General features: G+C 71.4%; 13 protein-coding genes. 8 read left to right on the top strand and 5 right to left on the bottom strand.

What is annotated here, in order from left to right:
• Positions 1–73 precede the first annotated feature (73 nt).
• Together AAIB33_RS15825 and AAIB33_RS15820 are read left to right on the top strand one after the other, a co-directional pair.
• Positions 74–1,171, top strand: a complete 1,098-nt coding sequence (locus AAIB33_RS15825; protein ID WP_345800918.1) for an alpha/beta hydrolase — start codon at positions 74–76, stop codon at positions 1,169–1,171.
• A gap of 47 nt (positions 1,172–1,218) precedes the next feature.
• Positions 1,219–1,425, top strand: a complete 207-nt coding sequence (locus AAIB33_RS15820; protein ID WP_345800917.1) for a hypothetical protein — start codon at positions 1,219–1,221, stop codon at positions 1,423–1,425.
• 6 nt (positions 1,426–1,431) lie between these two features.
• On the opposite strand, the gene AAIB33_RS15815 is transcribed toward AAIB33_RS15820, so the two are convergent.
• A complete protein-coding gene (locus tag AAIB33_RS15815) occupies positions 1,432–1,842 on the bottom strand; it encodes a nitroreductase/quinone reductase family protein (RefSeq protein WP_345800916.1) in 411 nt (136 codons plus the stop codon).
• Between the two features lie 84 nt (positions 1,843–1,926).
• On the opposite strand from AAIB33_RS15815, the gene AAIB33_RS15810 reads away from it, so the two are divergent.
• The 3 genes from AAIB33_RS15810 (at position 1,927) to AAIB33_RS15800 (ending at position 5,499) form a co-directional block, all read left to right on the top strand.
• Entirely contained in the window at positions 1,927–2,805 is an 879-nt protein-coding gene (locus AAIB33_RS15810) for an LLM class flavin-dependent oxidoreductase (protein WP_345800915.1), read from the top strand.
• A 230-nt stretch (positions 2,806–3,035) separates the two neighbouring features.
• Positions 3,036–3,323 (top strand): HU family DNA-binding protein, encoded by a 288-nt coding sequence (locus AAIB33_RS15805; RefSeq protein ID WP_124291903.1) that lies wholly within the window; start codon positions 3,036–3,038, stop codon positions 3,321–3,323.
• A 196-nt stretch (positions 3,324–3,519) separates the two neighbouring features.
• Entirely contained in the window at positions 3,520–5,499 is a 1,980-nt protein-coding gene (locus AAIB33_RS15800) for a cytochrome c oxidase assembly protein (protein ID WP_345800914.1), read from the top strand.
• Positions 5,500–5,506: 7 nt separating this feature from the next.
• Here the strand turns inward: AAIB33_RS15800 and AAIB33_RS15795 are convergent, their stop codons facing one another.
• Positions 5,507–7,252, bottom strand: coding sequence for a SulP family inorganic anion transporter (locus tag AAIB33_RS15795; RefSeq protein ID WP_345800913.1), 1,746 nt, complete (start codon positions 7,250–7,252; stop codon positions 5,507–5,509).
• A gap of 99 nt (positions 7,253–7,351) precedes the next feature.
• The gene (locus AAIB33_RS15790; protein ID WP_345800912.1) at positions 7,352–8,533 is read right to left on the bottom strand and encodes a hypothetical protein; all 1,182 of its coding nucleotides are present in this window, start codon (positions 8,531–8,533) and stop codon (positions 7,352–7,354) included.
• 124 nt (positions 8,534–8,657) lie between these two features.
• Here AAIB33_RS15790 and AAIB33_RS15785 point away from each other — a divergent pair, with 124 nt between their 5' ends.
• Entirely contained in the window at positions 8,658–10,043 is a 1,386-nt protein-coding gene (locus AAIB33_RS15785; protein WP_345800911.1) for an AAA family ATPase, read from the top strand.
• On the opposite strand, the gene AAIB33_RS15780 is transcribed toward AAIB33_RS15785, so the two are convergent.
• On the bottom strand, positions 10,044–10,697 hold the full coding sequence (locus tag AAIB33_RS15780) for a biliverdin-producing heme oxygenase (RefSeq protein ID WP_345800910.1): 654 nt from the start codon (positions 10,695–10,697) through the stop codon (positions 10,044–10,046).
• Positions 10,698–10,743: 46 nt separating this feature from the next.
• Positions 10,744–11,055, bottom strand: a complete 312-nt coding sequence (locus AAIB33_RS15775) for a DUF2470 domain-containing protein (RefSeq protein WP_345800909.1) — start codon at positions 11,053–11,055, stop codon at positions 10,744–10,746.
• Positions 11,056–11,136: 81 nt separating this feature from the next.
• Here AAIB33_RS15775 and AAIB33_RS15770 point away from each other — a divergent pair, with 81 nt between their 5' ends.
• Together AAIB33_RS15770 and AAIB33_RS15765 are read left to right on the top strand one after the other, a co-directional pair.
• Entirely contained in the window at positions 11,137–12,411 is a 1,275-nt protein-coding gene (locus tag AAIB33_RS15770; protein WP_345800908.1) for a serine hydrolase domain-containing protein, read from the top strand.
• Between the two features lie 28 nt (positions 12,412–12,439).
• Positions 12,440–13,315 (top strand): EamA family transporter, encoded by an 876-nt coding sequence (locus AAIB33_RS15765; protein ID WP_345800907.1) that lies wholly within the window; start codon positions 12,440–12,442, stop codon positions 13,313–13,315.

Below are 13,315 nucleotides of genomic sequence, written 5' to 3'. Positions count from 1 at the left end.
GGGCCGAGCGCAAGTCCCGTCTGCCCGCCGGCGGGCGCAACTACACTCTCGTCGGGGAAAGGGAGGGATCGGGATGCCGCTGGATCCGTTCTTCGCCGAGCGGCTGCGGGTGCACCGCCGACACCTCTACGACAAGGCGCGCGGCGCGATGCGCGCACGCCTGATGGCGCTGCTCCCCTTCGGCCGGTCCGCACCCGCAGCTGATCCTTCTCCCGTCGACGAGAGCCGACCGATCGGGCGCGAAGGCTCGATCGCTCCCCCGCTCGGCCCGCGCGCACGAGCCCGCGCCCGCAACCGCGCCGCGGCGATCGCGTGGGACTGCCGCGAGCTCAAGGCCGTCGGGACGCGGGGGCCCCGCATCCCGATCACGGAGCACGAGCTGACCGCCGACGGCGTGCCGCCGTTCCGCGTGCGGATCTACCACCCGGCGGAGCCGGGCGAGACGCTCGTGCCCGGCTGCCTCGCGCTGTTCGGCGGAGCGTTCCGCATCGGCGGCATCGACTATCCGACGACGGATGCCGGCAATCGGCGCCGGGCCGCGGATTCGGGCGTCGCCATGGTCGCGGTCGACTACGCGCTCGCGCCGGAGCACCAGTTCCCCACGCAGATCGAACAGGCGTACGCGGCACTCGTGTGGCTCTTCGAGCACGGCGCCGAGGTCGGCGTCGATCCGCAGCGCATCGGCATCCTCGGCACATCTGCGGGGGGCAACATCGCCACGGCCGTGACGCTCATGAACCGCGATCGGCGCGGGCTGCCGATCCGCCTGCAGGTGCTCGAGGTTCCCGTCACCGACCTCACGGGCGGGCACATCGATCTCGCCGCGACGCGGGCGCTCGGCATCCCGAGCTTCATCGCCAAGCGCGAGCTGCGCTCAGTCGTCCGCACCTATCTGCCCCACCTGCGCGACGCGAAGAAGCCCTACGCGTCGCCGCTCCTCGCCGACTCCCACGAGGGCCTGCCGCCGGCGGTCGTGCTCACGGCGGAGTACGACCCGCTCCGCGGCGACGGCGCGGCCTACACGGCGGCGCTGCGCGCGGCGGGCGTCGAGGCATCCGCCGTCCGCTACCTCGGCGTGACGCACGACACCCCGATCTTCACCGGCGTGCTGCCGGCCGCTCGTCGCTGGCACGACGAGATCGTGACGGCGCTGCGGCGGCTGCACGAGTGAGTGCCGGGCGCCTTCCGCAGCGCCGCGCCCGGAACTAGTCTCGGGCTGTGAAGCGAATCTGGCCGCTGCTCGTGCCGGGGGTGATCCTCGCCCTCGTCGGACTCGTGTGGACCCTGCAGGGCTTCAATGTGCTCGCGGGGTCGGCCATGAGCGGATCGTCGCTGTGGGCCACGATCGGTCCCATCGTCCTCATCGTCGGGCTCGCGCTGATCGTCGTCGCGATCGTGGTCGCACGGCGCCGCAAGGCGGGATAGCCCGGCTCAGTCGAACACGACCCGCACGAGCGGGCTCTCGGCGAGCCAGCGATCGTGGTCGGCGACGCGCCGATGGGAGCCCCGCCGCACGTAGAGGTCGTCGATGCCCCGGATGATCGCCTCGAAGAGACGGCCGCGCTCCGCGGGGTCGGTGATCGGGGTCGCCCGCGCAGGAAGATCGGCGTGGACGCCGTGCTTCAGATGGAAGGTGAGTCGGGGGTCGGCGAGCAGGTTGGCGTACCACCCGCGTCGACCCGGCAGACCCGTGAGGTAGACGTCGCCGTCGACGTTGTGGAACCAGATCTCGATGCGTCGCGGCTCGCCCGTCCGCGCGCCGATCGTCGTGATGTCGACGGTGTGATCGGTCATCGTCGAGTCGGGTCCGAGCGCGAGGGCCGCGGCGATGTCGCTGTCCATGGTGCGGCAAGTCTAGGTGCGGCATCCGGCGGGCGGATCGAGAGCCGGGATGCCGGTGTCGGGGGCCCGTGCCAGGGTGAGGGCATGCGACGCCTCGGTGCCATCTTCACGCCCTACTCCCCGCCCGAGGCGCTGCGCGACGCCGCGCGTGCCGCGGACGGATCGGGCGTGCCCGAGCTATGGCTCTGGGAGGACTGCTTCCGCGAGTCGGCGTTCGCGACCGCTGCCGCGGTGCTCGCGTGGACGACGCGCCTCCGGGTCGGCATCGGCGTCGCCCCCATGCCGCTGCGCAACGTCGCCGCGACGGCGATGGAGATCGCGACGCTCGAGCGCCTCTTCCCCGGCAGGCTCATACCGGGCGTCGGGCACGGCGTGCAGTCGTGGATGGGGCAGATCGGGGCGCGCGCGGCGTCGCCCCTCACTCTGATGCGCGAATACGTGCCCGCCCTCACCTCACTCCTGGCGGGCGAGGAGGTGACGACGTCCGGCCGGTACGTCGCGCTGGACGGAGTGCGGCTCGACTGGCCGCCCGCGCAGCGGCCCGCGATCGTCGCGGCGGGGGAGGGTCCGAAGACGGTGCGCCTGACGGGCGAGGTCGCCGACGGCACGGTGCTGCCCGCCGGCAGCAACCCCGATCGCGTCGCGCGCACCCTCGCGACCGCTCTCGAGGGCCGGCAGGCGGCGGGCCGAGACGACGCCCACCAGCTCATCGTCTTCGTGTCGGCCGGGTTCGGCGGCGACGCCGCGCGCGCCCAGCTCGCCGACGACCTCACGCGGGGGAACGGCGAGGTCGATCCCGCCCTGCTCATCGCCGGCGACCCGGCCGATGTCGCCCGGACGATCGAGCCGTTCTTCGCGGCCGGGGCGACCTCGGTGATCCTGCAGCCGCGCGAGGACGAGACGGCGCTCGACGAGTTCATGGCGGGGGTCGGAGAAGTGGCTCGGCTGATCGGCGCCGGCTGACGGGCGCCGAAGTCGCTGTCCTTCCACGACGGCTCGAAGGCGTCACAATCGTCACATTCGTCACTCCAGCCACTCGACACGCCGGTCAGAAGTCCGAAAATCCGCGGAAATCCGCGGAAGTACGGCGTTCTCGGCTAGGTTCGAGGCGGTCGATCCGACCAGCCGGGAGGCAGGAGCCTTCTGGTCCGAGCAATGTGAGGCGGCGATTCCGCCGCCTTGGAGGACAATCAATGGCCGACAAGTCCATCACCAAGACCGAACTCGTTGCGAGCATCGCCAGCGCGACGGGTCAGAGCCAGTCCGCCGTGTCGGGCGTGCTCGACTCCCTCTTCTCCACCGTCTCGGAGGCGGTCGCCAAGGGCAGCAAGGTCTCGATCCCGGGCTGGATCTCGTTCGAGCAGGTCGAGACGTCGGCGCGCACGGGCCGCAACCCGCAGACGGGCGAGGAGATCAAGATCCCCGCCGGCAAGCGCGTCAAGGTCACGGCGGGCTCGAAGCTGAAGGCCGCCGTCAAGTAAGCGTCTTCGAGAAGGGGGGATGCCGCATCCGCGGCATCCCCCCTTCTTCCTGTGCTGCGGCCCGTCGCATGATGTCCAGAGCCCGTGCTGTGACCGAAAGCCCATGTCCCGCACGGTTCGCAACGTGGGCTCTCGGTGAGAGCACGGGCTCTGGCCGAAGGGGAATCTCCAAGGTCGCCGCACGTAGGCTTGACAGGTGAACTCCCGCGCGCTGCGGGCCGCCGGGCCCGTGATCCTCGTCGCGGTCGCGCTCGTCGCGCTCGTGTGGGGACTCGCGTACGGCGGGGGAGCGGCGCCGCTCGTGCTCGGCGACCCCGGGCCCTTCGTGCGCTGGGGCCTGCCCGCGGCGACGATGTTCGTCAACCTCTCCGCCGCCGGCATGGTCGGCGCGCTCGTCGTGGCGCTCTTCGCGCTCAAGGCGGGCGAGCGCGAGTTCGACACGGCGCTCGACGTGGCATCCATCTCCGCCGCCGTCTTCACGATCGCCGCAGCGCTCACCGGATTCCTCACGTTCCTCGACTCGTTCAACCCCGAGGTCAGCGCAGCGCCGGAGTTCGGCGCCCAGCTCGGGCGATTCCTCGTCGACACCGAGCTCGGCCGCACATGGCTCATCACGACGATCGCCGGCGCGGCGCTGACAGTGCTCGCGTTCGCGGTGCGCGGGTGGACGGCGACCTTCTTCGTCGCGATCCTGGCGATCGCCGCGCTCGTGCCGATGGGGACGCAGGGCCACTCGGGCGAGGAGGCCAACCACAACGCCGCCGTCATGGCGCTCGTGCTGCACATGATCGGCGCCGCCGTGTGGCTGGGCGGGCTCGTGCTGCTCGTCGTCATCCGGCCGCTCGTGAACCGTGACGGCATCGCGACCGCCATGGGGCGCTACTCGAGCATCGCACTGGCGGCGTTCGTCGTCGTCGCCATCTCGGGCACCGCGCGCGCCGTCATCGGGGTGGGTGCGTGGTCGAACCTCGCGAGCCCGTACGGCGTGATCCTCCTGGTGAAGGTCGTGGCGCTGCTCGCGATCGGCGTCCTGGGCGCGCTCTACCGCCGGCGCTCCATCGCGCGTCTGGGGGAGGATGCCGCGAGCCGCCGCTTCTGGTCGCTCATCGCGCTGGAGCTCGCCTTCATGGGACTCGCGAGCGGGGCCGCGGCCGCACTCGCCCGCACCCCTCCGCCGACGAATTCTGCGCTGCCGGAGATCCGCACACCCGCCGAGATCCTCACCGGCGCGCCCCTGCCGCCCGAGCTGACGATCGAGCGCTGGCTCACGTCCTGGGACATCGACCTCGTCTGGGCCTTCGCGGCGGGCTTCGGCATCTTCTTCTACCTCGCCGGCGTGTGGCGGCTCGCGCGGCGCGGCGACCGCTGGCCCGTGCACCGCACGATCCTGTGGGTGCTGGGGCTCGCGCTGCTCTTCTGGGTGACCTGCGGCCCGGTCAACGCGTACCAGGACTACCTGTTCAGCGTGCACATGGTCGGGCACATGCTGCTGTCGATGGCGATCCCGCTGCTCCTGGTCGCCGGCGCGCCGGTGACCCTCGCGGCGCGGGCCATCCGCAAGCGCGAGGACGGCACGCGCGGCGGACGGGAATGGATCCTCTGGGCTGTGCACTCGCCCGTCGCGCGGGTGCTGACGCATCCCTTCGTCGCGGCCGCGCTCTTCATGGGCTCGCTGTGGCTCTTCTACTTCACCGACCTCTTCCGCTGGTCGCTCTACGACCACCTCGGCCACGAGTGGATGGTCGCGCACTTCCTCATCACGGGATACCTCTTCGCGCTGTCGCTCATCGGCGTCGACCCCGTTCCGTACCGCCTTCCGTACCCGGGGCGTCTGCTGCTGCTCATCGGCATCATGGCGATGCACGCCTTCTTCGGCATCGTCCTGATGATGCAGACGGGGCTCATGGTGTCGGAGTGGTTCGGGGCGATGGGCCGCACGTGGGGTGCGACGCCGCTGCAGGATCAGTACGTCGGCGGCGGCGTGGCGTGGTCGATCGGCGAGATCCCGACGCTCATCCTCGCGATCACGGTCGCGATCCAGTGGAGCCGCTCCGACGACCGCCAGCAGCGTCGCCGCGACCGCGCGGTGGATCGCTCGGGGGATGCCGAGCTCGAGGCGTACAACCAGCGGCTCGCCGAGCTCGCCGAGCGGGACGCCCGCACCGCCGGACGCTGACTCCGACTCAGGCGGGCTTCTCGGGCTCGGAGTCGTCGTCCCACTTGGTGCCGTCGAGGTCGCCCCGCAGCTCACCCGTGAGCTCGTCGACGGCGGCGCCGACCGTCGGCGCGAAGCGGTCCGGAGTGAAGCGGCCCGACATCCCGTACTCGCGCAGCGTGTCCTTCACCGGGTCCTTCATCTCGGCGATGACGAGCCGGATGCCGTGGACCGAGAGGTAGTCGTCGAGCTCGACCAGCTCGTCGATCGCCGTGGTGTCGATGTCGGTGATGGGCTCGGCGGCGAGGATCAGGGTTCGCACGCCGGGTCCGGCATCCCGGACGCGCGAACGCACCCAGTCGTCGAAGACGGCGCCGTTCGCGAAGAACAGCGGCGCATCCCAGCGCACGATGACGATGCCCGGAAGACGCTCGCCCTCGTCGGGGTAGCGCGAGAGGTCGTGGTAGCCGCGCAGTCCCGTCACGCGGCCGAGCTCGGCGCGATAGGGACGCCAGGAGCGGTTCACGAAGGCGAGGAGCGACAGGATGATCGTCACGACGATGCCCTCGAGGACGCCGAAGACGAGCACGCCGAGGAACGCCGCGAGCGACAGCGACGCGTCGACCTTGTCCATGCGCCACAGCGCCCGGAATCCACGCACGTCGATGAGGCTCGTCGCGGCGCCCATCACGACGGCGGCGAGGGTCGCCGACGGCAGGAACTCGGTGAGCCCCGGGACGAGCAGGATGAACGCGACGATGAGCGCCGCCCCGACGACCCCGGTGAGCTGAGACTTCGCGCCCGCCTGCTCGGCGACGGGGGTGCGAGACGACGACGCCGAGACGGGGAAGCCGCCCAGGGCGCCGCCCGCGATGTTGGCGAGCCCGATGCCCGCCATCTCCTGGCTGCCGCTCACCGACTCCCCGCGTCGGGCGGCGAACGTGCGCGAGAGGACGGCGCTGTCGGTGAAGGCGACGAGCGCGATTCCGGCCGCGGGTCCCGCGAGGGCGGCCACGTCGGTCCACTGCAGTCCCTCCAGCGCGGGAGCGGGAAGGCCCTGCGGGAGCGCGCCGACGACCGGCAGCTGGTCGACGAGCCCGAAGACGGCCGTCACGATCATCGAGAGGACGACCACGACGAGCACTCCCGGGACGGGCGACTTGATCCACTTCAGGATGAAGATGACGACGAGCGACAGGATGCCGAACGCGGCCGCGAGGGGGAGCACCTCGCCCGCGCCGATCGCCTGCACGATGGCGACGACCTCGGGCCAGATGCCGGCGGCGTCGGTGGAGAAGCCGAGAAGCTTCGGGATCTGCGACACGATGACGAGCAGCGCGATCGCATTGAGGTAGCCGACGCGGATGGGCTTCGAGAGCAGGTCGGTCACGAAGCCCAGCCGCAGGACGCCGCCCAGGAGCAGCAGCGCACCGACCATGATCGCGAGGAGCCCCGCGAGCGCGATGGCACGCTGCCCGTCGCCGAGCGCGAGGGGCAGGATCGCGGCGGCGATGATCGGCGCGAGCGACGAGTCGGGGCCGAGCACGAGGATGCGGGAGGGGCCGAAGATCGCGTAGGCGACGAGCGGCACGATCGTCGCGTACAGGCCCGTCTCCGGTGGGAGGCCCGCGACCTCGGCGTAGCCCATGCCGGCGGGGATGAGCAGCGCGGTCACGACGATGCCGGCGCGGATATCGGGCCACAGCCAGGCCGCCTTGTACTCCCGCGCGACGGCGAGGCCGGGGATCCAGCGCGTCGATCTCCTCGTGGCCATGGCTCGATCATCCTCGCTGCGGCCCGCGAGCGGTGAGCGGGTCATCCGCCCCGGATGGCCCCTCGCGGCCGGCCCCGCGCGTGGCGAGGCATCCCTCGATCAGAGCGTGTCGGTGCCCGAGACGACGATGGAGGCGGAGCCGTCTGGGAGGACGCTGATGGCACCCGTGAGGAGGAAGGGGACGTCTTCGGAGACATGGCGCACGGTGCCGTCGAAGAGCGAGCGGATGTCGACCTCGATGTGGGCCACCGCCTCGGTCGAGGGGATCTTCCAGGCTGCGCCGTCGGGTTTCACCGCGACCGTGGGCTGCTGGGCGATCGACCACTGCGGCGCCGAGACGATGCGGTCCTCGACGGTGTAGCCGAAGGGGCATGCCGTCGGGAGGAGGACTTCCTGCGTCGCGCAGGCCGAGAGGAACTCCTCGACCTTCTTCTGCACGACGTCGGAGAACTGCTTCGTCGCCTCGGCCTGCACGTCGACATCGGTCGAGTCGAGCGGGCTGTCGGAGAGCACCGCGACACCGCGGGTCGCCGAGATCGGCGTGTCGACCGAGACGGAGTAGACGCCGGGCGAGAAGACGAGGAGGGGGATCGGCGCGACGGGGTCGGCGTCGACGCCGTCGGGGGAGACCTGACGCTTGTCGATGGGGAAGCCGTTGACCTCGAAGCTCATCGAGCCGAGCACCGTGAGGTCGACGACGGCGAGCGGGCTTCGCGCGAACCGCCACGTCGGCGCGACGCCGATCATGCCGTTGCTCTCCACCTCGAACGTCGTGCGACCGGGGTACGGGCCCGCCTTGTAGTCGACGACGACGTCGACGTGCTCGCCGTGCGGCGTCTCGGAGACGACGTGCACGTCGGTGAGCGGTGCGAGGGCGGCACTGCGGAGCAGGGCATCGGATGCCGCGGCCGGGAGCCCCGCCGCCTCGAGCTCGCTCGCATCGACCGCGACCCCCGGCACGCCGAGGGCGTCGGCGGCGCGACCCTTCGCGAGCAGGTCGAGGTAGCGATCGACGAAGGCGCTCGGGCTGTAGAACTCCCGGTAGAGGGTGGCGACCCCGGCTCCGACGGCCCCGACGAGCAGGACGCCCACGATGCCGAGGAGGGCGAGGTCGACGCCGAGCCGCGCGCGCCGTCGGGGCCGGCGGGGCGGTGCTGCGTCGCCCTCCGGCTCGGACGAGAGCTGGGGAGGAGAGGGGGCTGTGGACGACGGCGGGGTCGGCGAGTCGTCCGAGGGCGCCGACGCATCCTCGGGGCTGGTGCCGATGACCCCCCGGTCCATGCGGCAATTCTAGGAAAGGACGCCTGGCGGAACCCTGGACGGGGACGCTGTGTGACGGGGGTGGATGCTGCGCCGTGCGGTCGCGGAGCGCCGCGGCGCGGCATCCGCTCGTTACCATGAATCGGTGATCGCGCCGCCTCTCTCGACCGAGCAGGAGGCGCTGTTCCGGCTCATCGAAGACACCCGCGAGCACGTGTTCGTGACCGGTCGCGCCGGCACGGGCAAGTCGACGCTGCTGCAGCACCTCGCGTGGAACACCTCGAAGCAGATCGCGGTGTGCGCACCGACGGGGGTCGCCGCGCTCAACGTCGAGGGCCAGACGATCCACTCGCTCTTCAAGCTCCCGCTCGGCATCATCGGATCGCACGACGAGGACCAGTCCGACGCGACGCGCAAGCTGCTCAACGCGATCGACACGCTCGTGATCGACGAGATCTCGATGGTCAACGCCGATCTCATGGACGCCATCGACCGAGCCCTCCGCAAGGCGCGGGGCCGCCGCGGCGAGCCGTTCGGCGGCGTGCAGATCGTGATGTTCGGCGACCCGTACCAGCTCGCGCCCGTGCCGCCGCGTGGCGACGAGCTGCGCTACGTGCGCGACCACTACCGCTCGTTCTGGTTCTTCGACGCGCACGTGTGGAACGGCGGCCCGACGGCGCTCGCCGACGGGCCCTCCCTCGAGGGCTTCGCGGAGCTGGGTCCCTTCGGCGCCGATCTCAACATCCGCGAGCTCGTCGACATCCACCGCCAGACCGATCCCGGGTTCAAGGCGATGCTCAACGCCGTGCGCCACGGCATCGTGACCGCCGACATCGCCCAGGTGCTCAACGACACCGGCGCGCGCCGGCCGCCGGAGCCGGTCGAGGGCGAGACGCCCATCATCACGCTCGCGACGCGCAACGACATCGTGACCAGCATCAACCGCCGTCACCTGGACGCCCTGCCCGGGCGGCAGCAGACGGCCAACGCCGAGATCAACGGCGACTTCGGGCGAGGGGATGCCGCGTACCCGGCAGACGTCGAGCTGCAGCTCAAGGTCGGGGCGCAGGTGATGTTCCTGCGCAACGACGTCGCGGGGTTCGGCGACGCCCCGCGCTGGGTCAACGGCACGATCGGCACCGTGACCCGGATCGCGGGCGAGACGGTGCGGGTCGACGTCGAGGGGCAGGAGTTCGACGTCGAGCCCGCCGTGTGGGAGAGATTCCGCTACTCGTACGACCCCGGGTCGAAGTCGCTCTCGCGCGACATCGTCGCCGAGTTCACGCAGTTCCCGCTCCGTCTCGCGTGGGCGGTCACGATCCACAAGTCGCAGGGCAAGACGTACGACCGGGCGATCATCGACCTCGGCTCGGGCGCGTTCGCGCCGGGGCAGACGTACGTCGCGCTGTCGCGCCTGACGTCGCTCGAGGGGCTCTACCTGTCGCGCCCGCTGCGCCCGCGCGACATCCAGGTCGACCCCGACGTGCGGCGGTTCATGGCCAACGCGGTGCGCCGGCCCGCGGCATCCTGATCAGGCGACCTTCGCCGACTTCGCGGCGGCGAGGTCTTCGAAGAGCTCGGTGTTGTAGCGGTAGGCGAGGAGCACCTCGTCGATGACGCGGGCCTGCTCGTCGGCATCCCACGGCGCGGCGTCGAGCTGATCGCGATAGACGTCCTTGAAGGCCTTCGGGTCGGCGATCTCGTCGAAGAGGTAGAAGCCGATGCCGTTCGTCTCGAAGCCGAAGCGACGCGCCATGAGCCGGCCGATGAACTGTCCGCCCGAGAGGTCGCCGAGGTAGCGCGTGTAGTGGTGCGCGACGAAACCGCCCGCCCAGGTCGCCGCGACGGCGTTGATGCGGTCGACGTAGCGGCGGGTCGTCGGCAGGGGAGCGATGCGCTCGCGCCAGTCGGGGCCGAGGAGGAACTCGAGGTCGGCCTCGAGCGCGGGGAGCCGCGTCAGCTTGTCGCTGATGAAGACGGAGGCGACAGGATCGCGCCGCATCCGCTCCGTCGCCGACTCGAGGGCCTCGTAGATGAACCAGTGCTGCGCGACCAGGGCGATGTAGTCGTCGCGCGTTCCCTCTCCCTTGATGAGGTCGGCCATGAAGCCTGCGTGCTCGCTCGTGGAGTGGGCGGAGCTGGAGCGCTCGCGCAGCGCTGTGGAGAACGGGATCGGGTCGACCATACCTTCATGCTAGCTCAAGGTAAGGTCGTCCTAAGTTACGGGTTCGCTACGAGTGGGGTCGCGGCTCGACGCCGAGGCGGCGGCAGGCCTCGTCGTACAGCGCGACGACTTCGCGCCGCACCTGGGGCCGCTCGGTGATCGGACCGCCCGGCCACGGCGCGCGGACCGCGACGCTCCTGCCGTCGGCGGTCTCGGCGAGCCAGTCGCCGCCGTCTCCGTCGAAGCCCGTCATCGTGGCCGACACGAGATCGGGCTCCCCGCCGAAGGCTCTCGCGATCAGGAGGTTGTCGTCGGTGTGGTCGCCGTTCATGTGGCGGAGCACGCCGGTAACGGCATCCGAGTCGAAGAGGAACGTCATGTTGTCAAGCCTAGGGAGGCGACTCGGGTGAAACCCGCGCCGTGTGTTTAGATCGGATGACGATCATCGGGGGGTGAGAGTGTGAGGCACCCGCGCCGAATCCGCCGGGCCGGCACCGCCATGGCGCTCGCCCTCGTGGCGGCACTGGCGTTCGCGGCATGCACCGCGCCGCAGGCGGCGCCCATCGACCTTCCGTCGCAGGCGGAGGGCGATCTGCCCGCCGACACGGTGAAGCAGCTCCAGGATGCCGTCACCCACGCGATGGCCGCCTCCGGCGCGTCCGGCGCCGTCGTGGGCGTCTGGGCGCCGTGGAGCGGCTCCTGGGTGTCGGGGCTCGGCACCGAGACCCCCGGCGGCAAGGACGCCGTCGCCGCCGATCGGGAGTTCAAGGTCGGGCAGGTCACGCGCGCCATGACCTGCGACGTGCTGTACGCGCTCGCCGACCAGGGCACGGTCTCGCTCGACGATCCGATCACCGACTACGTGTCGGGCGTCGCCGACCTCAGCAACATCACGCTTGCCGAGCTCTGCGCGAGCACGTCGGGCATCGGCTCGTACTCCGGCCAGCTGCTGGGGTCATGGCTCTCGAACCCTGCGCGCCAGTGGAGCCCGCGCGAGCTCGCGAGCTTCGGACTCGGGATGCCGCGCACGGGCGAGCCCGGCACGTCGTACGTCGACTCCGATGCGGGGTACCTGCTGCTGGGCCTCGCGCTCGAGCGAGCGACCGGCAAGACCGCCTCGCAGCTGCTCGACCAGTACGTCGACCAGCCGCTCGGTCTCAAGGCCACGCAGCTTCCGTCGCCGGCATCCACACCGTCGAAGACCGAGATGCTGTCGGGATACCTGTCCCAGCGCGACGCGGCGGGTGCGATGAACTGCGCCCAGCCGCTCGACGTGACCGCCCTCTCGACGACCACGGGCTACACCGACTCGGGCGTCGTGTCCGACATCGACGACCTCGGCCGCTACGCGCAGGCGCTCGCCTCGGGCGCGCTGCTGCCCGACAAGAGCGATCGCTTCGCGTCGCCGCTGCCCGCCTTCCCGGGTGCGCCGTCGTGGTTCACCGCCGCGGGCGGTGCCTATCAGGCCGGTTCGCTCATCGGTCAGACCGGCTCTGTGCCGGGCTACTCGACCGCCGCGTTCGCCGACCCCGACACCGGACTCACGGTCGCCGTCGTGCTCAACAACTCCGCGATGGGCAACACACCCGCGCTCTACCTCGCGTGGGAGCTCGCGGCGCTCGCGTCGAAGGCGCCCGCGGCGTCGGGTCAGACGGTCCCGGAGGCGGGACTCCCGTGGACCGCGCAGCAGTACCACGACGCCATCACGGCGGCCGCGATCTGCCCGATCCCGTGACCCGGGCGGGCCTCGCGACGTGGTGCGTGTGACGCCGCGCAGCGGCCAGACGTCGGCGATCGCCCTCGTCGTCGCGGGACTCGCGTGCCAGGAGATCGGCGCATCGCTCGCCGTGCTGCTGTTCCCTCAGGTCGGGCCGCTCGGGATGGTCATGCTGCGGCTCGCGTTCTCGGCGATCGTGCTGCTGCTCATCGCGCGGCCGTCGGTGCGCGGCCACTCGCGCGCGGGCTGGCTGGCCGTCGTGGGGTTCGGCCTCGTGCTCGCGACGATGAACGGCCTCTTCTACCTCGCGCTCGAACGTCTGCCGCTCGGCGTGACGGTGACGATCGAGGTGCTCGGACCGCTCGTGCTCTCGATCGTCGCCGCCCGGCGCTCGTCGGCGTGGGTGTGGGCCGGCGTCGCCTTCGCGGGCGTGCTCGCGCTCGGCGGGGGAGGGTGGGACCGCCTCGACCCGGTCGGCGTGCTCTTCGCGCTCGGCGCCGCCGCGAGCTGGGCCTTCTACATCCTCGCGTCGGCGCGCGTGGGCCGGGAGTTCCCCAGGCTCGACGGCCTCGCGCTCGCGATGACGGTGGGAGCGTTCGTGTCGCTGCCGTTCGGCATCGCGTCGGCCGGTGCCGCGCTGCTGCGCCCCGAGCTCCTCGCCCTCGGCGCCGCGGTCGCGGTGCTCTCCTCGACGATCCCGTACGCGTTCGAGCTGATCGCGCTGCGCCGGCTCGCGGCATCCGCCTTCGCGATCCTCATGAGCCTCGCGCCCGCGACGGCCGCGCTCGCCGGGTGGCTGCTGCTCGGCCAGACCCTGTCGTGGCTCGAGATCCTCGGCATCGCCCTCGTCATCCTGGCGAGCATCGGGGCGGTCCGCTCGTCGCAGCGCGCCGCCCGGGAGGCGGCAGAGCCGATCGGCTGA

Source organism: Microbacterium sp. AZCO (assembly GCF_039614715.1).
Taxonomy (GTDB): Bacteria; Actinomycetota; Actinomycetes; order Actinomycetales; family Microbacteriaceae; genus Microbacterium.
The sequence above is the reverse complement of the archived record's forward strand: the minus strand, read 5'-3'. Positions and strand labels throughout refer to the sequence as shown.

Coding starts and splice junctions, on each gene's coding strand:
- AAIB33_RS15790 (WP_345800912.1), bottom strand. CDS start 8,533: ATGGACCGGGGGGTCATCGGCACCAGCCCCGAGGATGCGTCGGCGCCC.
- AAIB33_RS15810 (WP_345800915.1), top strand. CDS start 1,927: ATGCGACGCCTCGGTGCCATCTTCACGCCCTACTCCCCGCCCGAGGCG.
- AAIB33_RS15775 (WP_345800909.1), bottom strand. CDS start 11,055: ATGACGTTCCTCTTCGACTCGGATGCCGTTACCGGCGTGCTCCGCCAC.
- AAIB33_RS15795 (WP_345800913.1), bottom strand. CDS start 7,252: ATGGCCACGAGGAGATCGACGCGCTGGATCCCCGGCCTCGCCGTCGCG.
- AAIB33_RS15780 (WP_345800910.1), bottom strand. CDS start 10,697: ATGGTCGACCCGATCCCGTTCTCCACAGCGCTGCGCGAGCGCTCCAGC.
- AAIB33_RS15825 (WP_345800918.1), top strand. CDS start 74: ATGCCGCTGGATCCGTTCTTCGCCGAGCGGCTGCGGGTGCACCGCCGA.
- AAIB33_RS15815 (WP_345800916.1), bottom strand. CDS start 1,842: ATGGACAGCGACATCGCCGCGGCCCTCGCGCTCGGACCCGACTCGACG.
- AAIB33_RS15805 (WP_124291903.1), top strand. CDS start 3,036: ATGGCCGACAAGTCCATCACCAAGACCGAACTCGTTGCGAGCATCGCC.